General features: G+C 73.7%; 30 protein-coding genes. 23 read left to right on the top strand and 7 right to left on the bottom strand.

All coding sequences use genetic code 11. The features are described 5' to 3' along the window. Nucleotides 1-42: 42 nt before the first annotated feature. Complete coding sequence (locus tag AB4880_RS09475; protein WP_367918973.1) at nt 43-564, top strand: VOC family protein; 522 nt, start codon at nt 43-45, stop codon at nt 562-564. Here the strand turns inward: AB4880_RS09475 and AB4880_RS09480 are convergent. Next, nucleotides 548-1,054 (bottom strand): hypothetical protein, encoded by a 507-nt coding sequence (locus AB4880_RS09480; RefSeq protein WP_367918974.1) that lies wholly within the window; start codon nt 1,052-1,054, stop codon nt 548-550. The two genes, AB4880_RS09475 and AB4880_RS09480, sit on opposite strands and share 17 nt — an antisense overlap. Before the next feature lie 58 nt (nt 1,055-1,112). Between AB4880_RS09480 and AB4880_RS09485 the strand changes: the two genes are divergently transcribed. The 6 genes from AB4880_RS09485 (at nt 1,113) to AB4880_RS09510 (ending at nt 4,925) form a co-directional block, all read left to right on the top strand. Beyond that, nucleotides 1,113-1,901 (top strand): ABC transporter ATP-binding protein, encoded by a 789-nt coding sequence (locus AB4880_RS09485; protein WP_367918975.1) that lies wholly within the window; start codon nt 1,113-1,115, stop codon nt 1,899-1,901. Further along, the gene (locus tag AB4880_RS09490) at nt 1,898-2,686 is read left to right on the top strand and encodes an ABC transporter permease (protein WP_367918976.1); all 789 of its coding nucleotides are present in this window, start codon (nt 1,898-1,900) and stop codon (nt 2,684-2,686) included. Before AB4880_RS09485 ends, AB4880_RS09490 begins: the two co-directional genes overlap by 4 nt. A gap of 5 nt (nt 2,687-2,691) precedes the next feature. Next, entirely contained in the window at nt 2,692-3,465 is a 774-nt protein-coding gene (locus tag AB4880_RS09495; RefSeq protein WP_367918977.1) for a MerR family transcriptional regulator, read from the top strand. A gap of 101 nt (nt 3,466-3,566) precedes the next feature. Next, nucleotides 3,567-3,809: a hypothetical protein gene (locus tag AB4880_RS09500; protein ID WP_367918978.1), complete on the top strand. Its 243-nt coding sequence runs from the start codon at nt 3,567-3,569 to the stop codon at nt 3,807-3,809. Between the two features lie 101 nt (nt 3,810-3,910). Continuing rightward, nucleotides 3,911-4,393 carry an RrF2 family transcriptional regulator gene (locus tag AB4880_RS09505; RefSeq protein WP_367919133.1) on the top strand — a complete coding sequence of 161 codons (483 nt, stop codon included), beginning with the start codon at nt 3,911-3,913 and terminating at the stop codon, nt 4,391-4,393. A gap of 85 nt (nt 4,394-4,478) precedes the next feature. After that, complete coding sequence (locus tag AB4880_RS09510; protein ID WP_367918979.1) at nt 4,479-4,925, top strand: carboxymuconolactone decarboxylase family protein; 447 nt, start codon at nt 4,479-4,481, stop codon at nt 4,923-4,925. Between the two features lie 15 nt (nt 4,926-4,940). Here the strand turns inward: AB4880_RS09510 and AB4880_RS09515 are convergent, their stop codons facing one another. Then, entirely contained in the window at nt 4,941-5,585 is a 645-nt protein-coding gene (locus tag AB4880_RS09515; protein ID WP_367918980.1) for a hypothetical protein, read from the bottom strand. A 48-nt stretch (nt 5,586-5,633) separates the two neighbouring features. On the opposite strand from AB4880_RS09515, the gene AB4880_RS09520 reads away from it, so the two are divergent. After that, a complete protein-coding gene (locus AB4880_RS09520) occupies nt 5,634-6,632 on the top strand; it encodes an enoyl-CoA hydratase/isomerase family protein (protein WP_367918981.1) in 999 nt (332 codons plus the stop codon). An 85-nt stretch (nt 6,633-6,717) separates the two neighbouring features. Here AB4880_RS09520 and AB4880_RS09525 read toward each other — a convergent pair whose 3' ends face one another. The 3 genes from AB4880_RS09525 to AB4880_RS09535 are packed head-to-tail and all read right to left on the bottom strand — an operon-like array spanning nt 6,718 to nt 9,478. Continuing rightward, nucleotides 6,718-8,184 carry a sensor histidine kinase gene (locus tag AB4880_RS09525; RefSeq protein ID WP_367918982.1) on the bottom strand — a complete coding sequence of 489 codons (1,467 nt, stop codon included), beginning with the start codon at nt 8,182-8,184 and terminating at the stop codon, nt 6,718-6,720. Beyond that, a complete protein-coding gene (locus AB4880_RS09530) occupies nt 8,181-8,867 on the bottom strand; it encodes a response regulator transcription factor (protein ID WP_367919134.1) in 687 nt (228 codons plus the stop codon). The genes AB4880_RS09525 and AB4880_RS09530 overlap by 4 nt, the downstream gene beginning before the upstream one ends. Beyond that, nucleotides 8,867-9,478 carry a DedA family protein gene (locus tag AB4880_RS09535; protein WP_367918983.1) on the bottom strand — a complete coding sequence of 204 codons (612 nt, stop codon included), beginning with the start codon at nt 9,476-9,478 and terminating at the stop codon, nt 8,867-8,869. Before AB4880_RS09535 ends, AB4880_RS09530 begins: the two co-directional genes overlap by 1 nt. 66 nt (nt 9,479-9,544) lie before the next feature. On the opposite strand from AB4880_RS09535, the gene AB4880_RS09540 reads away from it, so the two are divergent. After that, the gene (locus AB4880_RS09540; protein WP_367918984.1) at nt 9,545-9,733 is read left to right on the top strand and encodes a hypothetical protein; all 189 of its coding nucleotides are present in this window, start codon (nt 9,545-9,547) and stop codon (nt 9,731-9,733) included. A gap of 7 nt (nt 9,734-9,740) precedes the next feature. On the opposite strand, the gene AB4880_RS09545 is transcribed toward AB4880_RS09540, so the two are convergent. Then, a complete protein-coding gene (locus AB4880_RS09545) occupies nt 9,741-10,328 on the bottom strand; it encodes a HutD/Ves family protein (RefSeq protein ID WP_367918985.1) in 588 nt (195 codons plus the stop codon). An 82-nt stretch (nt 10,329-10,410) separates the two neighbouring features. After that, entirely contained in the window at nt 10,411-10,887 is a 477-nt protein-coding gene (locus AB4880_RS09550) for a carboxymuconolactone decarboxylase family protein (RefSeq protein ID WP_367918986.1), read from the bottom strand. Between the two features lie 156 nt (nt 10,888-11,043). On the opposite strand from AB4880_RS09550, the gene AB4880_RS09555 reads away from it, so the two are divergent. The 14 genes from AB4880_RS09555 (at nt 11,044) to AB4880_RS09620 (ending at nt 25,992) form a co-directional block, all read left to right on the top strand. Beyond that, nucleotides 11,044-11,934 carry a sigma-70 family RNA polymerase sigma factor gene (locus AB4880_RS09555; RefSeq protein WP_367918987.1) on the top strand — a complete coding sequence of 297 codons (891 nt, stop codon included), beginning with the start codon at nt 11,044-11,046 and terminating at the stop codon, nt 11,932-11,934. Continuing rightward, a complete protein-coding gene (locus AB4880_RS09560) occupies nt 11,925-12,257 on the top strand; it encodes a YnfA family protein (RefSeq protein ID WP_367918988.1) in 333 nt (110 codons plus the stop codon). The genes AB4880_RS09555 and AB4880_RS09560 overlap by 10 nt, the downstream gene beginning before the upstream one ends. Nucleotides 12,258-12,319: 62 nt before the next feature. Further along, nucleotides 12,320-13,726: a polysaccharide deacetylase family protein gene (locus tag AB4880_RS09565; RefSeq protein ID WP_367918989.1), complete on the top strand. Its 1,407-nt coding sequence runs from the start codon at nt 12,320-12,322 to the stop codon at nt 13,724-13,726. Nucleotides 13,727-13,810: 84 nt separating this feature from the next. Next, nucleotides 13,811-14,515, top strand: coding sequence for a response regulator transcription factor (locus AB4880_RS09570; protein ID WP_367918990.1), 705 nt, complete (start codon nt 13,811-13,813; stop codon nt 14,513-14,515). Further along, nucleotides 14,512-17,067 (top strand): DUF4153 domain-containing protein, encoded by a 2,556-nt coding sequence (locus AB4880_RS09575; protein WP_367918991.1) that lies wholly within the window; start codon nt 14,512-14,514, stop codon nt 17,065-17,067. Before AB4880_RS09570 ends, AB4880_RS09575 begins: the two co-directional genes overlap by 4 nt. A gap of 122 nt (nt 17,068-17,189) precedes the next feature. After that, complete coding sequence (locus AB4880_RS09580; RefSeq protein WP_367918992.1) at nt 17,190-18,443, top strand: HNH endonuclease signature motif containing protein; 1,254 nt, start codon at nt 17,190-17,192, stop codon at nt 18,441-18,443. Nucleotides 18,444-18,671: 228 nt separating this feature from the next. Then, on the top strand, nt 18,672-19,295 hold the full coding sequence (locus tag AB4880_RS09585; protein WP_367918993.1) for a M15 family metallopeptidase: 624 nt from the start codon (nt 18,672-18,674) through the stop codon (nt 19,293-19,295). Next, on the top strand, nt 19,292-20,449 hold the full coding sequence (gene alr, locus AB4880_RS09590; RefSeq protein WP_367918994.1) for an alanine racemase: 1,158 nt from the start codon (nt 19,292-19,294) through the stop codon (nt 20,447-20,449). The genes AB4880_RS09585 and alr overlap by 4 nt, the downstream gene beginning before the upstream one ends. Next, the gene (locus tag AB4880_RS09595; RefSeq protein WP_367918995.1) at nt 20,446-21,381 is read left to right on the top strand and encodes a D-alanine--D-alanine ligase family protein; all 936 of its coding nucleotides are present in this window, start codon (nt 20,446-20,448) and stop codon (nt 21,379-21,381) included. The genes alr and AB4880_RS09595 overlap by 4 nt, the downstream gene beginning before the upstream one ends. Next, a complete protein-coding gene (locus AB4880_RS09600) occupies nt 21,378-22,331 on the top strand; it encodes an acyltransferase family protein (RefSeq protein ID WP_367918996.1) in 954 nt (317 codons plus the stop codon). The genes AB4880_RS09595 and AB4880_RS09600 overlap by 4 nt, the downstream gene beginning before the upstream one ends. After that, nucleotides 22,328-23,578, top strand: a complete 1,251-nt coding sequence (locus tag AB4880_RS09605) for a sensor histidine kinase (protein ID WP_367918997.1) — start codon at nt 22,328-22,330, stop codon at nt 23,576-23,578. The genes AB4880_RS09600 and AB4880_RS09605 overlap by 4 nt, the downstream gene beginning before the upstream one ends. Continuing rightward, a complete protein-coding gene (locus AB4880_RS09610; protein ID WP_367918998.1) occupies nt 23,575-24,252 on the top strand; it encodes a response regulator in 678 nt (225 codons plus the stop codon). The genes AB4880_RS09605 and AB4880_RS09610 overlap by 4 nt, the downstream gene beginning before the upstream one ends. 1 nt (nt 24,253) lies before the next feature. Next, nucleotides 24,254-25,765 (top strand): alpha/beta fold hydrolase, encoded by a 1,512-nt coding sequence (locus AB4880_RS09615; protein WP_367918999.1) that lies wholly within the window; start codon nt 24,254-24,256, stop codon nt 25,763-25,765. A gap of 2 nt (nt 25,766-25,767) precedes the next feature. Further along, complete coding sequence (locus AB4880_RS09620) at nt 25,768-25,992, top strand: DUF4287 domain-containing protein (RefSeq protein WP_379229244.1); 225 nt, start codon at nt 25,768-25,770, stop codon at nt 25,990-25,992. The last annotated feature ends 20 nt before the right edge of the window (nt 25,993-26,012 follow it).

Raw genomic sequence — 26,012 nt, forward strand, 5'->3', positions numbered from 1 at the left:
AGGTGGACCCCGGCGCGGGCAGGATCTGACAGGGTGGCGGCCATGACCACCCCCACCGCACCCGCCCCCTTCGGACCGGTCACCCAGCTGGCGTGGGTGACCGACGACCTCGACGCCACCGAGCAGGCGCTCGGCGCGACGCTCGGCGCGGGGGAGTGGGCGCGGATGCCGGGCGTCCGGTTCGAGCCGGACACCTGTCGCTACCGCGACGAGCCCGCGGACTTCGTCGCCGACATCTCGCTCAGCTATGCCGGCGACCTGCAGCTCGAGCTGATCCGGCCGGTGGCGGGGGAGTCGATCTACAGCGAGTTCCTGCGGGAGCGCGGGCCGGGACTGCACCACGTGTGCTGCGAGGTACCGGACCTCCCTGCGGCGCTGACGCAGGCGCGGGCCGACGGCTTCGACGTCGTCCAGGAGGGGACGATGGCGGGCGGGCTGATGAGCTTCGGTTACCTCGACGCCTCGGCCGCCGGCGCGGCGTACGTCGAGCTGGCGCAGATCTCGCCCGATCTCCGGGCCGTGTTCGCCGAGATCAAGGCGAAGGCGGTCAGCTCTCCTCGCTGAGGTGGTCGAGCAGCTCGTCCATGCCGTCGAAGGCGATCGTCTCGACGCCCTCGATCTCGACCTCGATGTCCTCGAACGCGAAGTCGGCGTCGAGCTGCACGCGGACCACGCCGTCGGGCAGCTGCAGGGGCGCGACGAAGGCGAGCAGCACCGCGTCGATGAAGACCACGACCGAGGTCAGGTCGAGGTCGTCGCGCAGCGCGGTGGGCTCGATGGTCTCGCCGGCGGCATCCTCGATCTCGGCGACCGTCTGCGCCACGATCCGCTCCCACTGCTCGGGCGTGATCGCCAGGAAGGCGGAGACCCGCGCGACCAGGTCGGACACCTCGACCTCGTCGTCGCCGGCGCGGTCCTCGAGCTCGGGGTCGACGTTGACCATCACGTCGGCGTCGGCGGCCGGCAGGTGCGCCAGGCCGTAGGCGAAATCGTCCTCGGCCTCCGGTTCCCTGAGTACGGCGGACAGCTCCTCGACCAGGCGCGCGATCATCACAGGGTCGAGGCTACTAGGGCTTGACCTTGACGCAGGGTCAAGGTTCGACGCTGTGGGCATGAGCCCTCACACCCCCGTCATCGAGGTCGCCGGCCTCCGCAAGTCGTACGGCGACCAGGTCGTCCTCGACGGCGTCGACCTCACCGTCCCCGGCGGCACCGTCTACGCCCTGCTCGGCCCCAACGGCGCCGGCAAGACCACCACCGTCAACATCTGCTCGACGCTGCTCGCCGCGGACGCGGGCGACGTCCGGATCGCCGGGTACGACGTCCGGCGCGAGGCCGACGCGGTCCGGCGCTCGATCGGCGTGACCGGTCAGTTCTCCGCGATCGACGAGCTGCTCACCGGCCGGGAGAACCTCCGGCTGATGGCCGATCTCGCCCACCTCGGCCGGGCCGAGGCGCAGGCCCGGGTGAGCGAGCTGCTCGAGCTGTTCGGGCTGACCGACGCGGCGGCGCGCCGCGCGGCGACGTACTCGGGCGGGATGAAGCGGCGCCTCGACCTGGCGATGACCCTCGTCAGCCGGCCGCGCCTGATCTTCCTCGACGAGCCGACCACCGGCCTCGACCCGCGCAGCCGCCGCGACCTGTGGCAGATCGTGCGCGAGCTGCTGGCCGACGGCGTGACGATCTTCCTCACCACCCAGTACCTCGAGGAGGCCGACCAGCTCGCCCACACCGTCGGCCTGCTGGACGGCGGCCGGCTGGTCGCCGAGGGCACGCCCGCCGAGCTCAAGGCGCAGGCCGGCGGTGAGACGCTCGACGACGTCTTCCTCGCGCTCACCGGGCACGCCGCCACCCCCGCCGACGACACCGCCGACGACACCGAGAAGGAGCCGGTCCGATGACCACGCTGACCTACGCCGTGCGCGACACCCGCACCATGCTGCGCCGCAACCTGCTGCACATGCTGCGCTACCCGTCGCTGACCATCATGCTCATCGCGCAGCCGGTGCTCTTCCTGCTGCTGTTCGTCTACGTCTTCGGCGGCACCATGGGCGCCGGCCTGCCCGGAGGCGGCGGTCGCGACGCCTACCTCGGCTACGTCTCGCCCTCGATCCTCATCATCACCGTCGCCTCGGTGGCGCTGAGCATCGCGATCCATGCGGCGAAGGACGCGACCGAGGGGATCATCGACCGCTTCCGCACCATGCCGATCGCGAGGTCGTCGGTGCTCTCCGGACTGGTGGGGGCGGCGATGGTCCAGACCGCGCTGGCGGTCGCCGTCGTCCTGGCGATCGCGGTGGCGCTGGGCTTCCGGCCGGACGCCGGCATCGGCGGCTGGCTCGGCGCGATCGGCGTCCTGGCGCTGCTCGCGCTGGCGCTGACCTGGCTGTGCGTCGCGCTCGGCCTCGCCGCCGGGAGCGTGGAGACGGCGAGCAACACCCCGATGTTCCTGCTGATCCTGCCGTTCCTCTCGAGCGCCTTCGTGCCGACCGACTCGATGTCGCCGGGCCTGGCCTGGGTCGCGCAGCACCAGCCCTTCACGCCGATCATCGACACCCTGCGCGCCTTCCTCGCCGGGCACGACCCGGGCTCCGACCTGTGGTGGGCGCTGGGCTGGTGCGTCGCCATCACCCTCGTGTCGTTCGCGTGGGCACGTCGCCTCTTCGCGCAGGTTCGGGCAGGCTGAGGGCTGTGCTGACCATCGGCGAGCTGGCGTCGTACGCCGGGGTGACCACCCGCGCCGTCCGCCACTACCACGCGAAGGGGCTGCTCCCGGAGCCCGAGCGCGACCACTCCGGCTACCGGCGCTACGACGCCCGCGCGGTCGCCGACCTGATCAAGATCCGCACCCTGGCCGAGGCCGGCGTACCGCTGGCTCGAGTCGGTGAGCTGCTGGCGGCGGACGAGACGGAGTTCGCGGCCGCCGTCGCGGACATCGACCAGCGGCTGCGCGCCGAGATCCGCGAGCGGCAGCGGCACCGCGCGCGGATCGCCCAGCTCGCCGCCGGCGACAACCTGGCGCTCCCGCCCGAGGCCGTCGCCTATCTCGACCGGATGCGCCGGCTCGGCTATCCCGAGCTGATGATCGCCGGCGAGCGCGACGCCTGGATCCTCGTCGCCGCGCAGATGCCGGAGCACATGCCGCTGTTCATGGCGCTCAAGGAGGTCCAGCTCGACGACCCGGCCACCGACGAGCTCTACCGCGAGCTCGGCGACGCGATCGGGTGGTCGCCCGACGACCCACGACTGCCCGGCCTCGCCGACAAGCTGGTCGCCACCCTCGAGGCCGAGGAGGAGGTCGACCGGGAGGCGTGGGAGGAGTTCGCCATCCCCGACGACCTGGTCGCGCTGCTCGACTCGGTCTTCCTCGACCTGGTGCCGATGGCCCCGCGGCTGCTGCGTCTCCTCGAGGACCGGGGCTGGACCGGCTGGACCAGGCTGGAGCGGCTGCCGTCCCTCAGGTGACGCAGGGGCACCGTCTCGACGGGGTGCTGACCGTTCCGGGCCGAGGGAGTGCGGGTTAGCCTCTCCGCATGACTCGGGATCATGGATACAGGGGGGAACGCATGGCATCGAGCACTGAGCGGCCGGCGATCGACGGATCGCGGACCTATCCGGTGCGTCAGCTGGTCGCCTACGGCCGGCTGATCATCAAGGGAGAGCGGATCGACCCCGAGCGGGTCGTCGCCGACTACGCCCGGGCCAACCCGGACGTCGATCTCGAGGCGCGTACGACGATCGGGGAGTGGCAGGCCGGCAACCGGCCCGGCGACACCGCGATCCGGGTGCCGGGGCTGCCCGTCCGCTGACTTCACCTCGGCCCGGCCGCCGTGTCCTGCGCGGCGGCCGGTTGCGTCTCATCCTATATCTGGATAACCTGTGTCCAGATCAAGGAGGCGGTGCCGTGCGGATGAACGAGGGTGTCGAGTGGGCCGCCCACGTCTGCGTCCTGCTGCACTGGCTGCAGGAGGAGCAGGCCGCTCCGGCGCCGGTGCCCGTGGCCCGGCTTGCGGAGGCCTACGAGCTGCCCGCGCCCTACCTGGTCAAGCAGGTGCAGGCGCTCACCCGCGCCGGGATCACGGAGTCGGTGCCCGGCAAGAACGGCGGCGTCCGGCTGGCCCGCCCGGCCGACCGGATCACGCTGATGGACGTCGTCGCGGCGATCGAGGGTCCTGACGACGCCTTCGCCTGCACCGAGATCCGGCAGCGCGGGATGAACCAGGAGCGCCCGGCGACCGAGTTCGCCAAGCCGTGCGGCATCGCCCACGCGATGCGCGGCGCCGAGCTCGCCTGGCGCCGCGAGCTGGCCGCGACGTCGATCCTCGACCTCGCCGCCGCCACGCCCCGCAACGTCGCCAACGATGCGCGGCGCCACTTCGCCCGCGCCACCTGAGCGACCTGACCCGGGCGACGGGCCATCCGCCCGCCCGTCCCATCAAAACTGGATATCTGATATCCACTAAAGAGAGGAACCAGCCATGACCCGTACTCCCCTCCGCGACGCGTCCCCCGAGACCTTCGCGGCCCTCCTCGCGCTCGACGGCCGGATGAAGAAGTCCCTCGGCCCGGTCCTCTACGACCTGGTCAAGCTGCGCGCCTCGCAGCTCAACGGCTGCGCCTACTGCGTCGACATGCACGCCACCGACCTCGAGCGGCGGGGTACGCCGAGCCGCAAGCTCCACGGCGTCGCGGCGTGGCAGGAGAGCCCGTTCTTCGACGAGACCGAGCGGGTCGCGCTCGCCTTCACCGAGCGGCTCACCGGCGGCATCGGCGCGATCGACGACGCGCTGTGGGACGAGGCCGGCCGGCTGCTCGGCGAGGAGCGCCGGTCCGACCTGATCGTCGCGGTCGGCACGATCAACACCTGGAACATGGCGGGCGTCACCACCCACCTGCAGCCCGCGGGCGAGCTCGCGCCGGCCTGAGCCGGGCGGCGGACCTCAGCCCTGGGCCCGCTCGGCGAGCCGGACCGCCGCGTGCCGCACGATCGCGACCTCCTCGGGGTCGCGGGCGGCCTCGTGGGGGACCTGCCCGCCGAGCAGCCCGGCCGGCTGGGTCAGCCAGCTCCAGACCTGCCACGGGTCCATCTTCGCGGCGAGCAGGGGCTCGAGGACCGCGCCGAGCTCGGGCCGCAGCTCGCCGTCCTCGGCGAGCTGGAAGGCGGGCACCAGCGTCGCGCCCTCGTGCTGGACGACGAGCAGCGCGTGCCGCTCGGCCGCCTTGTGGACGGCGAAGCGGGTGGCGTTCTCGGACGCGCCGCGGACCTCGGCCAGGCTCGCGTACCCGTGCCACGGGCTCGCCAGCAGGGCCGCGCGGACCTGGGCCTTGCGCCGCAGCTGCACCAACGCCAGCGGTACGGCGTGCGCCGGCTCGTCGCCGTCCTGGTGCAGGACCCGGTCGAGGTCGGCGAGCTGCTCCGCCGTCAGCGCCAGACCGGTGCGGGGGTCGCGCCAGCGGGCCACGCCGCCGAGGTCGCGCTCGAAGCTGGGCAGTCCGGCCGCGGCCAGCTGGTCGGCGAGCCCCAGGCCCTCGAGCCACTGGGCGAGGCGGTCCCCGAGCTGGGCGTGGTCGGCGTCCTGGTTCACGGAGTCCAGCCTCCCACTGAGAGACTGCTGGCCGATCAGGAGGTGGCGATGACGGACGAGGTGCGGATCGAGCGGCTCGGCGCGGTCGGACGGATCGTCCTCGACCGGCCGCGGGCGCTCAACGCGCTCACCCTCGACATGGTCGCGGCGATCCGCGACGCGCTCGAGGGCTGGCGCGACGCCGGCCTGCGCGCGGTCACGATCGAGAGCGCGTCGGAGCGGGCGTTCTCCGCGGGCGGCGACATCCGCCAGGTGCGCGCGAACTCGCTCTCCGGCGCCCACGACGAGAGCCTGCGCTTCTTCACCACCGAGTACGACGTCAACGCGCTCCTCGGCAGCCATCCCGTGCCGGTCGTGGCGCTGGTCGGCGGGATCTGCATGGGCGGCGGGATGGGCCTCAGCGTGCACGGCGCCTTCCGGGTGGTCGCGCCGGGCGCTTCCTTCGCGATGCCGGAGACGAAGATCGGCTTCTTCCCCGACGTCGGCGGCTCGTTCTTCCTGCCGCGCCTCCCCGGCGCCGTCGGGCGCTACCTCGGCCTCACCGGCGCCCGGGCCGACGCGGCCGACGCGCTCGCCTTCGGGATCGCCACCCACGCCTGCTCCGCGGCCGACCTGGCCCGGCTGCCCGAGCTCCTCGCGTCGTACGACGGGCCGATCGAGGCCCTGCTCCGCACCCTCGCGCCCGCCACCGCGGCCGAGTCGGGGCCGCTGGCGTCGGTGCGCGCGGAGATCGACCGGGTCTTCACCGCCCCCGACCTCGCCGGCATCCTCGCCCGCCTCGCCGAGCTCACCGACGGGCCGGCCGACGCGCCCGTGCAGCTGTGGGCGAAGGAGACCCGCGCGGCGCTCGACGCCGCCTCGCCGTACAGCCTGGCGGTGACGGACCGACTGCTCGCCGAGGGCCGGGAGCGCACGCTGCGGCAGTGCCTCGACGCCGAGCTCGCCGCGGCTCGCGAGGTCATCGCGTCGGCCGACTTCGTCGAGGGTGTCCGCGCCGTCCTGGTCGACAAGGACCACGCGCCGGCGTGGAGCACGCCGGTCCGATGAGTCCCGGCCGCCCGGGCTGACGGTCGCACCCGGCAGATCGGTCGACATCCGGTCGAAATCGGAGCAGATCTGCCGGGTGAGAGCGTCAGAAGCCGGAGTAGGTCGGCAGCAGCACGGTCGCCGTCATCTCCGGCCCGTGCTCGCAGGCGATCGCGACCGCGCCCTCCGGTGACGCCGACGGGAACGACACGTGCTCGCCGCCGTGGCACAGCCGGAGCTGGCCGCCGCCCTGGCCGACGAGGGCGCTCGCGAGGGAGAGCCCGAGGCCGGCGCCGGGCCGGGTGCGGGCCTCGGTGGCGCGGGCGAAGCGTTGGGTGGCGGTGCGCAGCAGGTCGGGCGGCATGCCGGGGCCGGCGTCCGCGACGAGCAGCCGCGCCCAACCGGGGGCCGGCCGGTCGACGACGACCCGCACCGGCGCGGCGCCGTGCCGGACCGCGTTGTCGAGCAGGTTGGTGAGGATCCGCTCGAGCGCCAGGTCGGCGAGTGCGACCGAGGCGTGCGGCGTGAGCAGCTCGAGCGTCACGTCGCCGGCGTGGCCGGGGTCGACGAGCCGGCGCTGGTTGACGATCCGGGCGGCGACGACGGCGAGGTCGGCGTGCTCGACATGGGCGGTCGCGACCGTGCCGGCCGCGCCCACCGGGCTCGCGGTGCCGAGCGCCAGCAGGCCGTCGGCGAGCCGGGCCAGCCGGTCGACGTCGATCTCCAGCTCGGACAGGATCCGCTCGTGCTCCTCGGCCGTCCGCCGCCTCCGCCGCGCGAGCTGGATCCGCCCGGCGAGCAGCGTGATCGGCGTCCGCAGCTCGTGGCTCGCCTCGCTGACGAACTGCCGCTCGCGGTCGAGCGCACGCTCCAGCTCGGCGAGCATGTCGTTGAAGGTGTGGCCGAGGCGGGTGACCTCGTCGTCGCGCAGGTCCGGTACGTCGAGCCGCAGCTCGGCCGCACCGGCCGCGATGGCCGCCGCCTGCTGCCGGTAGCGCTCGACCGGCCGCAGCGCCGCGCGGGCCAGACGGTCGCCGACGAAGGCGGTGATGATCAGCGACCCGATCCCGGCGACGAGCAGCTGCAGGACCAGCTCGCGCAGCGCCTCGTCACGGTGGTCGCGCCGGACGCCGACGACGAGGTACTGGTCGTTGCCGGTCTCGATCGCCCGCACCCGGTACGGCGCCCGTCCGCCCGGCAGGAAGTCGCCGATGTTGAGCGTGCGGGGCGTGGCGCCGATCTGGGCGAGCTGGTGCTGGCCGAGCATCGGGTCGGTGTCGGTGGGGCCGCTGTGGTCGAGCAGCACGCCGCCCTCGCCGATCACCTGCCAGTCGACCCCGGTGGCGTCGGCGGCGTCACGGTCGCCGACGATGCCCGACGCCCTGACGAGCGGCGCGATGGTGCCGCCGGCCTGCTCGAGCTCGCCGTCGAGCCCGCGGTCGAGGGCGTACTCGACGCGCCAGTAGACGAAGCCGGCCGCCGCGATCAGGACGACGAGCGTGGCGGCCGAGAAGCCGGCGACCAGCCGGACCCGCAGGGGGAGCCGAGCCACCCGCGTGCGGAGCCGGCTCACGGCGCCCCCGGCGCGGGGTCGAGGCGATAGCCCACGCCGCGCAGCGTGGTGATCGTCTGGGTGCCGTACGGCCGGTCGATCTTGGCGCGGATCGCGGCCAGGTGGACGTCGATCACGTTGCTGCGCAGGTCGGTCTCGCCGTCCCAGACCTCGTCGAGGATGGTGAGCCGGGTGACGACCTGGCCGGCGTGCGCGGCCAGCAGGTGCAGGATGTCGAACTCACGCGCCGACAGCGTGATCTCGTCGCCGCGCCGGGTCACCCGCCGCGACACCGGGTCGACGACCAGGTCGCCGACCTGGACCGGCGCCACGCCGGCGAAGCTGTTGCGGCGGTAGAGCGCGCGCAGCCGGGCCAGCAGCTCGTCGAGGTCGAACGGCTTGGGCAGGTAGTCGTCGGCGCCGGCGTCGAGTCCCTCGATCCGGTCGCGGACGTCGCCGCGCGCGGTGAGCATGAGGATCGGGACGGCGAGCCCGATGTCGCGCAGCTGCCGGGCGACGGACACGCCGTCGCGGCCGGGGAGCATCCAGTCGAGCAGCGCGACGTCGTACTCGCCGCCGGTGAGGAGCCGGTCGTAGGCCACCCGGCCGTCGTGGACGACGTCGACCTGCCACCCCGACTCGGTGAGCGACTCCTCGAGCAGGTCGGCCAGCCGGACGTCGTCCTCGGCCACCAGCACGCGCATCACAGCTCCACGGTAGTGCGACGGCGGTGCACGTGGCGCACGATCAGGACCACGACGATCCCGACGGTGAAGGCGATGCCGCCGATCGAGACCAGGTGCTGGGCGTGCCGCCAGCTCGCGCCGGCGAGATAGCCGACGGTCACCATGATGCTGCCCCAGACGATCGCGCCGGCCACGTTGGAGAGCGCGAAGCGGGGGTAGGGCATCCGGCCCATGCCGGCCAGGCCGGGCACCAGCACCCGCAGCGCGACGGTGAAGCGGCCGACCAGGACCGCCCAGCCGCCGCGGTCGCTCAGCGCGTGCTCGGCCTTGTCGAGGTGCTGGGGCTTGATGAAGCGGCCGACCGCCGAGTCGAGGATCCGGCGGCCCCAGCGGCGGCCGACGACGTACCCGATGGCGTCGCCGACGATCGCGCCGGCGATGCCCGCGGCGCCGATCAGCACCACCGGGGCGTGGCCCTGGCCGGCGAGGACGCCGCCGAGCAGGAGCGCGATCTCGCCGGGGAAGACGAAGCCGAGGAAGATCGAGGACTCCAGCGCGGGCAGTACGAACACCGCCAGCACCGCGAGCCAGGTGGGCACGGTCAGCAGGTGCTCGATGAGCGCGGTCATGACTCGACCGTAGGCACGTCCGGATGAAGTGGGGGTGAAGGTCGTGCGCGCGGGTACCGCCGGTCCATGTACATCGGACTGGGCATCGTGCTGTTGGTCCTCGGCCTGATCTTCCGGCTGGACGTGATCACCGTGAACATGAGGTACGTCCACGAGCAGCCGCTCGGCCTGATCCTGATCATCGCCGGGATCCTGGCGATCGTGCTGTCGCTGGTCTACGCGCCGCCGTGGCGCGGACGCCGTCGGCCGTTCTGAGCGGGACCTAGACCGGGGTCGGGGTCGGCCGGAGGTCGACCACCACGACGTGGCCGGTGCCGCACAGCGTGAGCTGTTCGGTGCCGGCCCGGACCACGTCGTACGGGCGCAGCACGATGAGCACGCCGCGTGGCCCGATCACGCCGGGGAATCCGTCGAGGACGGCGACGAAGCGCTCGCCGCCAGCGTCCGGCGCGGCGCCGTCGATGACGGTGACGTCGCCCGGCAGGGCGCGGCTCTCGACCGCGGAGGTCCAGCGGCCGCGACGGGTCATCACGTTGAAGTCGACGGTGGGGCGGTCGGTCGAGCAGTCGACGGCGGACTCGCCGGCGAAGCGGTAGGGCTCGAACGGCACCAGGACGTGCTCGTCGCCGTCGACGTCGAGGGTCATCGACGTCCCCTCGACGAGAGTGATCACCCGGTCGACCTCGGGCAGCGCGGAGAACGGACCGCTCGCGGCGACGTCGGCGAAGCTGAGCCGCCAGTCGAAGGCCGTCTCGCCCGACGCCGCCTTGGCGACCTCGCGGGTGGTGCCGGCGCCATTGGCCCACGGCATGGTCACGTGGCCCTCGCGGCGGTGCACCTGGAAGCTCATGCCCTCCACTACACCGCGCGATCGGGCTCCGGCGGAACGGCCGGCTCCCGATCGACGTCTCGGATGCCAGACACTCGCCGGCTCAGCCCTGCTTCCAGCTCGGCTGGTCGGCGGGCTCGCGGACGGCCACGTTGACCCGGTTGAACAGGTTGAGCGTGGCGATCTGCAGGATCAGCGCCGACACCTGCTTCTCGTCGTAGTGCTTGGTCACCTCGCGCCACAGCTCGTCCGGGACGGCGTCGTGGCTGTCGGCCAGGCGGGTCAACGCATCGGTCAGCGCCAGTGCGGCACGCTCCGCCTCGTCGAAGTACGGCGACTCGCCCCACGCGCCCACGCCGACGATCCGGTCGACCGACTCGCCGACGCCCTGCAGCGCCTCGAGATGGCCCTGCACGCACGCGCTGCAGCCGTTGAGCTGGCTGACCCGCAGCGCCACCAGCTCGAGGGTGGACGTCGGCACGCCGCCCTTGGCGACGGCGGTGAGCAGGCTGCCGATGCCCCGATAGGCGTCGGGCAGGACCTGGGCGGGGTTGGGCATGCGGCGCTCGATGGTGGTCATGGTGATCTCCTTGCGATCGGGTTGCTGTCGGCGTCCCTGACCCGCGAGGCTGGCGGTGTGTGACCGGATCTCGCGAAGAACCTCGAAGAATCTCCGGATCGGTCACACCGGCGCCCCGCGCGGGGTCACCCCCACGACCCCCACGAGAGGACCGCCATGACCGACGAGCTCACCGCCGCCTTCGAGCAGCACCGCCGCCACCTGACCACCGTCGCCTACCGGGTGCTCGGCTCGGTGTCCGAGGCCGAGGACGCCGTCCAGGAGGCGTGGCTGCGCCTGCACCGCACCGACGCAGCGGAGATCGACAACCTCGGCGGCTGGCTCACCACCGTCGTCGGCCGGATCGCGCTCAACACGCTGCGCTCGCGCCGTACTCGTCGCGAGGACTCGCTGGAGGAGCGCGTCGAGCGGCTGCCCGAGCCGGTCGTCGTCCTGGACGACGGCAGCGCGCCCGAGAGCCAGGCGCTGCTCGCCGACTCGGTGGGTCTCGCGCTCCTCGTCGTCCTCGACCAGCTGGCGCCGGCGGAGCGGATCGCGTTCGTGCTGCACGACCTCTTCGGCGTCCCCTTCGACGACATCGCGCCGATCGTCGAGCGGACGCCCGCCGCGACCCGCCAGCTGGCGAGCCGGGCCCGGCGCCGGGTCCGTGGCACGGCCGGCGGCCCCGACGCGCCGCCGGACAGCCCGCGCCGGCAGCGCGAGGTCGTCGACGCCTTCTTCGCCGCGGCCAAGGGCGGCGACTTCGCCCGGCTGCTCGGCGTCCTCGACCCGGACGTCGTGCTGCGCTCGGACGCCGGCGCGCTGGCCGGCATCACCGAATACCGCGGCGCCGAGAGGATCGCCGGCAATGCGCTGATGTTCGCCCACCCCGACCGGGTCGTGCACCCGGTGCTCGTCAACGGCCAGGCGGGCGTCGTGATCACGCTGCACGGCGCGCTGTTCAGCGTGATGGCGTTCACCGTCGCCGACGGCCGGGTCGTCGAGATCGACGTCTACACCGACCCCGAGCAGCTGGCGCGGCTGGGAGACTTCGGCCCATGGTCCTGAAGTCGCTCGTGCTCTTCGTGCTCGCGGCGCTCGCCGAGATCGGCGGCGCCTGGCTGGTCTGGCAGGGCGTGCGCGAGCACCGCGGCTGGCTCTGGATCGGGCTCGGGATCGTGGCGCTCGGTGCCTACGGCTTCGTCGCGACCCTCCAGCCGGACGCGCACTTCGGCCGGATCCTGGCGGCGTACGGCGGCGTCTTCGTCGCCGGATCGCTGGCCTGGGGGATGGTCGTCGACGGCTTCCGCCCCGACCGGTACGACGTGGTCGGCGCCCTGGTCTGCCTGGTCGGGGTCGCCGTCATCATGTACGCGCCGCGCTCGGGCTGATCTCGGTCGCAGATCACACCGATCGGGGCAACCTCGCAGGCCCGTCGAGCGTCACACCCGATGTGCAGCACTCCCCCCACCGTCGCCGTCTCGCCGGGCTCCTTGCCGGGCTCCTCGTCCTCCTGGCCGCGCTCGCCGCGTGCGGCATCAGCGCCGCCCGCCCGAGCGCGGTCCGCCACCCGGGCAAGCCCGAGGTCGACACCCGCTCGGTGAGCTCGAACGACCCGCGCTACCACGCGACCTGGCCGCAGGTCCGGGGTGCGCAGCCGCTGACCGACGCGCTCGGGGCGTACGTCGCGGCGCAGGTCCGCCGGTTCGTCGCCGAGGACGGCACGCGCGGTGGGGGCACGGCCGCGCCCGAGCTCAACATCAACTGGCGCCTGGTCGCCGACGACAAGGCGATCGTCGGCGTCCGGCTGGAGCGCTACCGGTTCGCCGGCGCCAACGGCGAGACGTCCGGCCACACCTGGTGGTACGACCGCGCGGCCGGGCGGCTGCGCCCCAACGCGGCGCTGGTCACGAGCCCGGAGGCGCTGCGGGACGCCGTCCTCGCCGCACTGCAGGCGCCCTCGGCCGACCACGACGTCGACCGCGGGCTGGTCGCGACCAGCATCGCCGCCGGCATCGGCGACCTCGACCTGACCACGGACGGGCGGCTGCGCATCCGGTTCGCGCAGTACGAGGTCGCGCCCGGCAGCAGCGGCGTCGTCACCGTCGTCCTCGACGATGCCGCGACGCGCGACCTGCTGACGCCGTTCGGGCTGATCGCGCGCAAGGCCGTCGCTCCCTCCGCCAGCGCGAGCCCGAGCCTGCCGGTCACGCCCCCTGCCCCGCCCGTGCCGCCGGCCCCGCCGGCGCAGAACGTCGACTGCCGCAGGGAGAAGTGCATCGCGCTCACGTTCGACGACGGCCCGGTCGCCGACACCACGCGGTTGCTGCGGATCCTCCGTCGCGAGCAGGTCCCGGCGACCTTCTTCGTGCTCGGCCAGCAGGTGCAGATGTACCCCGACACCGTCGCCCGCGCGGCCCGCCTGGGCCACGAGATCGGCGTCCACACCTGGGACCACCGCCAGCTCACCACCCTCGCGCCGCGCCGGATGCTCGCCGAGCTCGCCCGAACTCAGCAGGAGGTCGCCGACGTGACCGGCGTGCGGCCGACGCTGTTCCGCCCGCCGTACGGCGCCAGCGACCGCCACGTGCTGCGGACAGCCGGCCGGCTCGGCATGGCCCAGGTGCTGTGGAGCATCGACACCCTGGACTGGAAGACGCTCGCGGTCCGCCCGACCGTCCGCGAGGTCCGCCGCAGCGCCCGCCCGGGCCGGATCATCCTGATGCACGACATCCACCGCACCTCGGTCGACGCGGTGCCGAGGGTGATCAAGGTGCTGCGCACGCAGGGCTATCGGCTGGTGACGGTGAGCCAGCTGCTCGGCGCGCCGCAGCCGGGGCAGAGCTACTCGCAGCGCTGATTCCCCCGCCCGGCGGGGCGATCTGCACAGAACCTGCACAGGTCGTGCCCGCCATCCGGCCGCTCGCGGTCCTAGCCTCGAACCATGGCCGAGACTCCGACCGCCCGCCGCCGCGTCCTCGTCGTCGAGGACGACCCGGTGATCAACCAGGCGGTCGCCGACCGGCTCGCCGCCGAGGGGTACGACGTGCTCCGGGCGTGGGACGGACCCGACGCGGTCGCGGTGGCGGCGACGAGCGAGCCGGACGTCGTCGTCCTCGACGTGATGCTGCCGGGCTTCGACGGCCACGAGGTGTGCCGACGGATCCAGGCCGACCGGCCGGTGCCGGTCCTGATGCTCACCGCGCGCACCGACGAGGCCGACGTCCTGGTCGGGCTGGGGGTCGGGGCCGACGACTACCTGACCAAGCCGTTCCGGATGCGCGAGCTGGTCGCCCGGATCTCCGCGCTGCTGCGGCGGGTCGACCGCGCCGCCGAGCTCGCCGGCCGCCGTGCGCTCGAGCTCGGCGAGCTGCGCGTCGACGGCCCCGCCCGACGCGTGTGGCGCGGCGAGGAGGAGGTCCGGCTGACGCCGACCGAGTTCGACCTCCTGCTCTGCCTCGCGGCGACGCCGGGCGCCGTCGTCACCCGGGAGAAGCTGCTCGCCGAGGTCTGGGGCTGGGACGACGCCGCCGGCACGACGCGAACCGTCGACAGCCACATCAAGGGCCTGCGCGCCAAGGTCGGCGCCGACCTGGTCCGCACCGCGCACGGCGTCGGCTACGCGCTCGAGACCGGCGGGACGCCGTGAGCGGCGACGGGCCGGGCCAGCCGCTCGGCGGCGTCCGCTCGATCAAGGTCAAGCTCGGCCTGCTGGTCGCGATCAGTGCCACCGTCGCCGCGGCCGTCGGCGTGATCGGCAGCGCGGGCGGCGTCCCTGCCTGGCTGAGCATCCCGGTGACCGTCGGCCTCGCGCTGGCGCTGACCCAGCTGCTCGCCGTCGGGATGACCTCGCCGCTGCGGCAGATGACCGCCGCGGCGCAGCGGATGGCGACGGGCGACTACGACGTCCGCGTCGCCGACGCCTCGCGCGACGAGGTGGGCGACCTGGCCCGCGCCTTCAACACGATGGCCCACGACCTGGCCGGCGTCGACCGGCAGCGGCGCGATCTGGTCGCCAACGTCAGCCACGAGCTGCGGACGCCGCTCGCCGGACTCCGCGCGGTCCTCGAGAACGTCGTGGACGGCGTCGTACCGGACGATCCGGCGGTGCTCGCCACCGCGCTCGCCCAGGCCGAGCGGATGAGCGGCCTGGTCGAGGACCTCCTCGACCTGGCCCGCGTCGACGCCGGCCGCGCGCCGCTCTCGCCCCGTCGCGTCGACGTCGACGCGCTGCTCGCCGACGCGGTCGCCGAGGCGGAGGCCCTCGGCCGCGGCGTCTCCTACGACGTCCGGGTGCTCGGCGAGCTGACCGTCACCGCCGACCCCGCCCGGCTGCACCAGCTGGTCGCGAACCTGCTCGACAACGCCTCCCGGCACAGCCCCGCCGGCGGAACCGTCCTGGTGACGGCCGCGCAGCGTGGTGAGCGGTGGGTGCTGGAGGTCCGCGACGCGGGGCCCGGCGTACCGCCCGAGGCGCGGGAGCGGGTCTTCGAGCCGTTCGGCACCTTCGCCGCGACCGGCGCCGGCACCGGCGGCACCGGGCTCGGCCTCGCCATCGCCCGCTGGGTCACCGATCTGCACGGCGGCTCGATCGGGTTCGTCGATCCCGTCGCCGGAGAGACGGGCGCGCGCGTGCGCGTCGACCTCCCGCTCCAGCCCGTTCCCCGAACCGAGGAGAAGGTCATGCCCACCCCACCTGCACCGCTCCCGGCACCTCCCGCGCCCGCGCGGGCCGCGGCGCCGTCGTCCGGCTCGGTCACCGAGGAGCTCTTCGGCGGCCTCTGGCCCGAGCGCGGCGTCCCCGCGGGCGTCGGCCTGCTGTTCGGCGCCCTCGGCGCCGGGCTGCTCGGCGGGATCGTGCTGCCCGAGCGGGCTCTCGGCATCGGGACCTTCGTGGTGCTGCTGGCCTGCGGCGCCGTCGTCCTGACTGCGAGCCGCGACCGGCGTGACCCGTTCACCCTGACCTGCGCGGGCCTGTGCGTCCTGCTCGCGTCGGTCGCCGCCGTCCGCGACGCGCAGTGGATCGTCGTCCTCTGCCTGTTCGCCGGCGCCGCGCTCTGCATCTGCGGCGTCACCCGCGGCCGCAGCCTGGGGGCGTTCCTCGTGGCCGGGCTGATGTGGCCCTTCGCCGGCCTGCGCGGACTGCCCTGGCTGGGCCGGACGATCGCCGCGGTGCCCGTCATCGGCCACGGCGCCGCGCTGCTGCGGACCCTGCTCTGGTCGGTGCTCGGCCTGATCGTCTTCGGCGTCCTCTTCGCCTCGGCCGACGCGCTGGTCGCGGAGTGGCTCGGCGCGGTGCTGCCCGACCTGACGGTCGACACGCTCGTGCTGCGGGCGTTCGTGACGGTGGCCGTCGGCGGGACCGTGCTCGCGGCGGCGTACCTCGCGCTCAACCCGCCCCGCCTCGAGCGCGAGGGGACGACGGCCCGCACGGTCGCCCGCCGCTACGAGTGGCTGGCGCCGGTGCTGGTGGTCGTCGCGATGTTCGCGGTCTTCCTCGTCGCGCAGGCGACCGTCGTCTTCGGCGGGCACGCCTACCTGCAGCGGACCACCGGCCTGACCTACGCCGAATACGTCCACCAGGGCTTCGCGCAGCTCACCGTCGCGACCGCCCTCACCCTGCTCGTCATCTGGGCGGCCGGGCGGAAGGCGCCGCGCGCCACGGCGGCCGACCGCCTCTGGTTGCGCGGCGCGCTCGGCGCGCTCTGTGTCGAGACCCTGGTCGTGGTGGCGTCGGCGCTGTACCGGATGGACGTCTACCAGCAGGCCTACGGCTTCACCCGGCTCCGACTGCTCGTCGACGTCTTCGAGGGCTGGCTCGGCCTGCTGGTGCTCGCCGTAGCGGCCGGCGGGATCGCGCTGCGCGGAGCCTGGCTGCCGCGCTTCGCCCTGATCACCGGCGCGGTCGGCCTGCTCGGCCTCGCCGCGATCAACCCGGACGCGTGGATCGCCCGCCACAACATCGACCGGTGGGAGCAGACCGGCAAGGTCGACTGGGCCTACCTCTCGGGCCTGTCCGACGACGCCGTCCCGGTGCTCGCGAAGCTGCCCGCGGCCGAACGCGCATGCACCCTCGACCGGCGCCGCCCCGCCGATGACGACTGGCTGGAGTGGAACCTCGGCCGCTCGCGCGCCGCGCAGGCCCTGCGCCATGCGAGCCCGGCGGCGCCTGACCTGTCGTGCGCCGGGTCGGCCGACTAGGTGTATTCGGCCGCGCAGTCGATCGTCCAGAAACCATCCACAGCCCTGTTTTCTAGCGGGTTCTGTCCACAGGCTGCTGCTTCAAGGTTGGCGGGGTCGGGAGGTGGTGTTGGGATGGCGGCATGGCTCAGGCGACCGCTCCCGACACCGGCATCAGCACGATGCTGGCCTCGCTGCGCGCCGAGATCGAGGGCCGTGAGGCGTCGCTGATCCGGGAGTGGGCGACGATCGCGGCCTGGGCTGAAGCCAACGTGGTCGTGGCCGCGGAGAGTCCGGCGACGACCGGCGACGGGTTCGTCGACACCGGTCTCCCGATCGCCGGCGACGGCGCTCCGTTGGTGTCGGAGTTCGCGCTCATGGAGCTGATCGCGGTCCTGGGCCGCTCACCCGCCGGCGGCCGCGCCTACGTCGCGAAGGTCCTGGGCTGCGCCTGGCGCCTGCCCAACGTCTGGGCCGCGGTCATGGCGGGGCGGTTGGCGCCGTGGCGCGCCGTACGGATCGCCAACCTGGTCGCACCGCTCTCAGCCGAGGCCGCGGCGTTCGTGGACCGCAACCTGTTCAACGCCTCCGGCGTCGGCTGGGCCCAGCTCGAACGCCTCATCACCGAAGCGATTCTTCGGTTCGACCCCGTACGGGCCGAGGCGGAACGTGCGGCAGCGGCCGATGAGCGGTACCTGGACATCGACGAACCCAACGCCCAGGGCCTGGCGCACATCTCCGGACTCCTCGACGCCGCCGACGCCCGCGACCTCCACGACGCCATCGTCCGCCGCGCCACCCTCCTCGGGAGCCTGGGCAGCCTGGGCGCCCTCGGCGGTGAAGCGTCGCTCGACGTCCGCAGGTCTCAGGCCCTCGGCGAGTTGGCGCGGGCCGACCTCGCACTCGACCTCGACGGCAGCCCCGCGAAGCGCGCGACGATCAACGTCCACATCACCGACACCACCCTGACCGGCGACAACCCCGTCGCCCGCTGGAACGACCGCCCCATCTCCACCGAGCAGGTCCGTCAGTGGCTCGCCACCGCGACCACGGTCGTGGTCCGCCCGGTCATCGACCTGGCCGACCACATCCCGGTCGACTCCTACGAGATCCCCGATCGCCACCGTGTGAGTGTCGAGCTGCGCGATCACACCTGCCGCTTCCCGCGCTGTGGCCGCAAGGCAAAGACCTGCGACCTCGACCACGCTCGCCCTCACGGCAAGGGCGGACCCACCTGCCCCTGCAACCTGGTCCCCCTCTGCCGCCGGCACCACCGCGCCAAGACCCACTCGCGTTGGCGCTACAAGGTCACCAAGCCCGGCACCTACACCTGGACCAGCCCCAACGGCTTCCTCTGGCAGGTCGACCACCGCGGCACCCACCCACTCCGAACATGAGACACGCAAGCAGCGCACCCACCTATCCACCGCCGGACAGGGGCTGACCGGAAGCGACCGCAAAGCAACACGCGACCCGCAACCAACCACCTCCACCACAGCGGCGCGCCCCACGCCATCAGGAGCAAAAGCCGCACCGTGCCAACCAACAACCCCGGCACTTGGGGACCACCGACCGGCACCTCAGGTGGAGGTCGGTGAGGGATCCGCATTCCTAGCGTGGATGGCATGACGATCCTCCTGTCGGACCCGCGGGTCCGCGCCGTCCCCGTCGTCGAGTGCGGCGAGCCGCTGGTCCGGCTGCCGCGCGAGCTCTCGCCCGCCGGCGCCGTGGCCCGGGCGGGGCTCGTCGAACGGCTGGTGGCCGCCGACCGGCAGCTGCCCGCGGGCGTCCGGCTGCGGGTGGTCGAGGGCTTCCGGACGGTGGCGCAGCAGCGCGCGATCATCACTTCGTACGCCGCCGAGCTGGCCGCCCTCCACCCCGGCATCGCCGCTTGCGACCTGGAGCGGCTGACCAGCCGGTTCGTGTCGCCGATCGATGTGGCGCCCCACGTGGCCGGGGCCGCGGTCGACCTGACGCTGGTCGACGTGTGCGGTGAGGAGCTCGACCTCGGTACGCCGATCGATGCGACGCCCGAGCAGAGCGACGGCCGGTGCTGGTTCGCTGCCGCGGGGATCGGCGCCGACGCCCGGGCGCACCGGACCCTGCTGGCCGAGGTGCTGGGGGCGCAGGGACTGGTGAACTACCCGACCGAGTGGTGGCACTGGAGCCTCGGCGACCGCTACTGGGCGCTGGCGACCGGTGCCTCCCACGCGCTCTACGGGCCGCTGTCGTCGGCGGTGGCGGCATGAGCCGGCTGGCGGTGCAGCCCCGCGCCGCGGTCTCGAGCGGGCCGCAGCTCACCGTCGACCTCGCCGCGATCGGCCGCAACACCGCCCGGATCGCCGCGGCCACCACCGGCGAGGTGATGGCGGTGGTGAAGGCCGACGGCTTCGGCCACGGCGCGGCCGACGTCGCGCGGACCGCCCTCGCTCACGGCGCGACCCGCCTCGGCGTCACCTGCCTGGCCGAGGCGTGGGCGTTGCTGGATGCGGGTCTCGTGGCGCCGATCCTCAGCTGGCTCAATCCGGTCGACGCCGACTTCGCCACAGCTGCGGCGCGCGACGTCGAGGTCGCGGTGCCGAGCCTCGCCCACCTTGCCGGGGTCGCGGCGGCGGCCGGGCGACCGCGCGTCCACCTGCACATCGACACGGGCATGGCGCGCGACGGTGCGGAGCCGTCGTCCTGGGGAGCCCTGTGCCGGGCTGCCCGTCGGGCAGAGCAACGCGGTGAGCTCGAGGTCGTCGGCGTGATGGGCCATCTCGGCTGCGCCGACGACCCGGACGACGCCTGCAACGCCCTGGGCAGGACCCGCTTCGCGTGGGCTGTCGACGTCGCCCGCGGAGCCGGCCTCCGGCCGCGCGACCGACACCTCGCCGCGACGGCGGCGACGCTCACCGACCCGCGCAGTCACCACACGATGTCTCGCATCGGTGCGGGTCTCGTGGGCATCGACCCCTCGGGTACGACGGACCTGGAGGCCGCGATGACGCTCACCGCCCCGCTCGTGCAGGTACGGCGGGTCCGCGCGGGGACGGCCGTCGGCTACGGCCACGCCTACCGGACGCCGACCGCCACTCACCTCGGCCTGATCTCGCTCGGGTACGCCGACGGTCTGCCGCGGATCGCGTCGGGCCAGGCGGAGGTGCTGGTCCGCGGCGTCCGCCACCCCGTCGTCGGGCGGATCTCGATGGACCAGGCCGTCGTCGACCTCGGCGCCGAGGGTGCCGACGCGGGGGAGACGGTGACCGTCTTAGGCGGACCGGGTGCGCCGAGCGCTGCGGAGTGGGCCGCCTGGGCGGGGACGATCGAGCACGAGATCGTGACCGGCATCGGCGCGCGGGTGCCGCGGCGCACGCGCGCCGCGTCGTACCTGCGGGCGATCGAGACGGGGAGCCGGGCATGAGCATCCGGGTGGCCGTCATCGGCGGCGGCGCGAACTGCGAGCATGAGGTGTCCCTGGCGTCGGCGGCGTCGGTCGCGGACGCGCTCGACCCGACGGCCTACGACGTCGTCCGGCTCACGATCGGCCGCGAGGGCGGCTGGCACCTCGACGGGCGCGAGATCGGCCTGATCGGCGCAGCCGCGGTGCTGGCGGGGTGCGACGTCGTGTTCCCCGTCGTGCACGGCCCGCGCGGCGAGGACGGCGCGTTGGCCGCGCTGTGCGAGCTCGCCGGCCTGCCGTACGTCGGCTCGGGCGTCCGCCCGGGCGCGCTCGCGATGGACAAGTGGGCGACCAAGTTGGTCGCGCAGGCGGTCGGAATCCCCACGGCCACGGGGGTCCTGGTCACCGCGGCGACGGCGCCCGGCCTGCGGTGGACCCACCCGGTGGTGGTGAAGCCGGTGTCGGCGGGGTCCAGCCAGGGCGTCAGCAAGGTGCTGTCGGCCGAGGAGCTGGCGCCGGCGCTGGAGGCCGCGCTGGCGCTCGACGACCGGGTGCTCGTCGAGGACGTCGTCGTCGGTCGCGAGATCGACGTGGCGGTGCTGCGGCGAGCCGACGGGACCCTGTTCGTCCCGCCGGCGTTGGAGATCGTGGTCGACGGGCTCTTCGACTACGACGCCAAGTACGGCGGCCAGGCCGACTTCCGTATCCCCGCTGCGCTCGACGAGACCGACGCGAAGGCGCTGACCGACGCTGCGGTCCGGGTGTTCGAGGCGCTCGGGTGCGACGGCGTGGCGCGGGTCGACTTCTTCCTGACCGAGGTGGGCCCGGTCCTGAACGAGGTCAACACGATGCCGGGCATGACCGCACACTCACAGGCGCCGCGGATGTTCGCGGCGGCCGGCATGCCGTACGCCGTCCTGCTCGACGAGCTCGTCCACGGCGCGCACCGGTGAGGGGCCGGATCGACGGCCTCGACCTGCTCCGCGGGCTGGCCGTCGGCCTGGTGATGCTCCGGCACGCGCTGCCGGATCTCGCGCCGGGGGCGGGCGTCGTGGGGGTCGTCGTCTTCTTCGTGCTGTCGGGCTACCTGATCACCGGTGTCCTCGAACGGCGGCCGCCGCTCCGGTCCTTCTACCGGCGCCGGGCGCAGCGGCTGGTGCCGCCGCTGCTCGTGCTGGTGGCGGGCGTCGTCGTGGTGACCCTCCTGCTCGACCCGCTCGGCGACCGCGGCGAGCTCGGCTGGACCGTGCTCTGGGCGCTCACCTGGACCGGCAACCTGCCGTTCGGCCATGCGAGCGACGCGACCTTCCATCTCTGGACGCTCGCGACCGAGGAGCAGTTCTACCTGCTCTGGCCGGCCGCCCTGCTCCTGCTCGGTCGCGGCCGCGCGCTCGTCCTCGCCGGGGCGGCGACGGCGCTCGCGTGCCTGGCGACGACCTGGTGGCTCGCCGAGGACCCGGACCTCGCCTACTCGCTGCCGACCAGCTGGGCGCTCTGCTTCGTGGTGGGCGCCGCCGTCCGGCTGTACGGCGACCGGCTGGCTCCCCGTCTGCCGTCCTGGGCGGTGCCGGTGGCCCTGGCCGCGCTCGCGGTGCTGAGTGTGGTTCCCTTGCGGGGACACGCCCTCACCTACCTGGCAGGAGGCCCCGCCATCGCCGCGCTGACCGGTGTCCTGATCCTCGCCTGGCGCCGATGGACCACGATCACCGGGCCGCTGCGCGCGGTGGTCGCGCTGGGCGTGGTGTCGTACGCGGCGTACCTGTGGAACTACCCGCTGTCGCTCTGGCTCCCGCCGCTCCCCGCGGTCCTGCTGACCCTGGTCGCGGCGGCCCTGTCGTGGCGGTACGTCGAGGCGCCGCTCCAGCGTCGCTGGAGCCCCGAGCGGGTGGCGGTTCCGGCGTGAGACACCTGCTGCGGTGGCTGCCCGACGCCCTCGCCGGGCTGGCGATCCTGCTGATCAGCCTGGTGGAGATCAACCGCTACTACTACGTGCACCCGTGGACGCCCCTCGTCGTCATCACCGGGCTGGCGGTGGCGGTCGGTCTGTCCCGCGCGCTGCCCGGCGCCGCCTTGGCGGTCGCCTGGCTCACCGCGCTCTTCCAGATCGTGACCGATGCGCACCCGATGCTCACCGAGGTGCTGTTCGCGGTCGTCGCCTTCGGCTGCGCCCGCTGGGGGCGGATCGCGACGGTGTGGCTGAGCGGACTCTCGATCCCGATCGGCGCGGCGCTCGCGGTGCTGTGGCTGACGCCGTACACCTTCTACGAGTCCCTGCAGCTCCTCGGCGTGGGCAGCTTCGCCGCCGACGCCTACCGCTCGGGCCGCGTCGACTGGCGGATCCTCGGCGCCCTGCTCGGCATCACGCTGCTGGCGACGCCCTGGCTCCTCGGCCTGGCGCTGCGCTTCGCTGCCCGCTCCGAGGACTCCCGCCGCTCGCAGGTCGCCGCCGAGGCCGAGCGTGACCAGGCCGAGGAGATCGCCCGGCTCCGCGAGGAGCAGGCCCAGCTGGCGCGCGACGTCCACGACGTCGTGGGGCACTCGCTGGCGGTGATCCTCGCGCAGGCCGAGGCCGCTCAGTATCTCGAGGACGCCGACACCCAGGGCCTCAAGGTGACGATGGCCAATATCGTCACCTCGGCGCGCTCGTCGCTGGACGACGTGCGCCAGGTGCTCGCGTCGACGTCCGAGCACGCGACCGCCCCGCCGGCGCGGCATGTCGATCTCGACAGCCTCATCGACGGCGTCCGGGCGAGTGGGCACGAGGTGGTGACGACGGAGGTCGGCACACCCCAGCCGATGCCGCCGGAGCTGGAGGTGGTGGCCTTCCGGGTGCTGCAGGAGATGCTCACCAACGCGATCAAGCACGGCCGCCGCGACCGACCGGTGACCGTCGAACGCCACTGGGAGGGCGATCTGCGCATCGAGGTCCAGAACGCTGTGCCGACGGATGTTCCGCCGCTGGCGGAGACCCAGCCGATAGCCGTCGCCGGACCGCCGGCCGCGCCGCCGACCCTGGTCGGCAACGGCGGGCAGGGGCTCGACGGGATGCGTCGACGGCTCGAGGCGGTCGGCGGCCGGCTCGACGTACGGCGGCGGGTCGACCCGCCCACGTTCACCGCGACCGCGTGGGTGCCGGTGAGGTCCCGGTGACCGCCGCGGAGGCCGACGGGCCGATCCGGGTACTGCTCGTCGACGACCAGGACCTCTTCCGCGAGGGCGTCCGCGTCATCGTCGAGGCGCAGGAGGGGATGACGGTCGTCGGCACCGCGGCCGACGGGTTCGAGGCGGTGCAGCTCGTCGACGACCTGGAGCCGGACGTCGTGCTGATGGACATCCGGATGCCGGAGATGGACGGCGTCGAAGCGACTCGGCAGATCTTCCTGCCCGACCGGGCGGCTCGCCGCGAGCGGCCGGTGCGCGTGGTGGTGCTGACGACGTTCAATCTCGACGACCGCGCCGCCGCCGCGATCCGGTACGGCGCGAGCGGCTTCCTGCTCAAGGGGACGACGCCCATCATGCTGCGCGACGCGATCCGCACCGTCCACTCGGGAAATGCGGTGCTTGCGCCGACGGATCTCTCTACGCTGCTCGACAGCCAGTTCCAGGCCGCGGCGACCCCGCCGGCGACGTACCTGGGGCTGACCGACAAGGAGCGAGAGGTGTTCGGCGCGGTGGCGAAGGGCCTGTCCAACCAGGAGATCGCCGAGCGCGTCTTCCTCAGCGAGTCGACGGTGAAGACGCACGTCGGCGCGATCCTGCGCAAGCTCGGGCTGCGCGACCGGGTGCAGATCGTGGTGTTCGCCCACGAGCACGGGCTGGTCTGACGTGCCGATCGCGCAGGTCGCACCGGACGTCTCGATCGCCTACGACACGTTCGGGGATCCCGCCGATCCGCCGGTCCTGCTGGTGATGGGCTTCGGCGCGCAGCTGATCGCCTGGCACGAGGACCTCTGCCGGATGCTCGCCGACCGCGGCCGCTACGTGATCCGCTACGACAACCGCGACTGTGGCCTCTCCACGCGGTACGACGACCACCCGGTCGACCTGGGCGACTTCATCGCCGCGGTCAGCACGGGCGACGTCGCGGCGGCGCTGGCGATGGCGCCGTACTCACTGCGCGACATGGCCGCCGACGGCATCGGCCTGCTCACCGCGCTCGGCATCGACCGCGCGCACGTGGTCGGCGCGTCGATGGGCGGGATGATCGCGCAGACGATGGCGATCGCCTTCCCCGAGCGGGTGGCGTCGCTGACCTCGATGATGTCGTCGACCGGCGAGCCGGAGGTCGGGCAGTCGTCGCCGGAGGCGCAGCAGGCGCTCTTCGCGCCGCGTCCGGCCGACCGCGACGGCTATGTTGCGTCGGCGGATCGCGAGCTGGTGTGGGCCTCCCGCCGCTACGCCGACGTCGACGCCCTGCGGTCACTCGCCGGGGAGAGCTGGGACCGCGCCTACTACCCGGCGGGTGTCCCGCGGCAGCTCGCCGCGATGGTCCTCGCCGGATCCCGTGCGCCCGAGCTGGCCGCGCTCGACGTGCCGACCCTCGTGGTCCACGGGCTCGACGACACGCTGATCGACCCGAGCGGTGGACGTCGTACGGCGGAGCTGGTGCCCGGCGCCCACCTCTTGCTCGTCCCCGACATGGGCCACGACCGGCCGCGCCCGCTGTGGGGCGTGCTCGTCGACGCGATCGCCCGGCACACCGGGCCGCTGCCGTCGCCCTGGGTCGACGGCGCCGGGCCGAGCACCGACGTCCGCTTCGTCGACGCCGATCCCGCCTGGCCGGCGGCCTTCGACCGCCTCGCGGCTCAGGTACGGGGCGCTCTCGGCGACCGGGCGCTGCTGATCCAGCACGTCGGCTCCACCGCGGTCCCGGGCCTCGCCGCGAAGCCGATCATCGACATCGACCTGGTGGTGGCCGACCCGGACGACGAGGACGCGTACGTCCCGGCGCTGCAGGCGCTCGGCCTCGAGCTGCGCGTCCGCGAGCCGTGGTGGAACGGCCACCGGCTGCTGCGCGGCAGCGACCCGTCGTGCCACCTGCACGTGTTCGGGCCGGACAGCCCGGAGATCGCGCGGCACCGGCGGTTCCGCGACTGGCTACGCACCCACCCCGACGACGTCGCGCGCTACGCCTCGACCAAGCGCGAGGCGGCGGCCGCGGCTGCCGCGGAGGGGGAGCACTCGATGCAGTACAACGCCCGCAAGGAGGCGGTGGTGCGCGCGATCTACGCCCGGGCGCTCGCCGTCCCGACCGATCAGCCGGGCACCGATGAGCCGGGCACCGATGAGCCGGGCACCGATGAATCTGCGCCCGACGCTGAGTCGAAGGAGTCATGACCGTGAGCAAGCCGCCCGCCGTGAAGGGCCCCGCGTCGTACTTCCCCTCGATCGAGAAGACCTACGGCCATCCGATCGCCCACTGGCAGGAGACCCTGCGCGCCCACCCGGGCTATGCGAGCGCCAAGCACGGCGAGCTGGTGACCTTCCTCAAGACCGAGCACGGCCTCGGCCACGGCCATGCCAACGCCCTCGTCGCCCACACCCTGCGCGAGGACCGCGGCTGAGCCGCTGACTGGCTGAGCCG

The sequence above is a fragment of the Nocardioides ginsengisoli genome (assembly GCF_039537225.1).
Classification (GTDB): domain Bacteria; phylum Actinomycetota; class Actinomycetes; order Propionibacteriales; family Nocardioidaceae; genus Nocardioides; species Nocardioides ginsengisoli.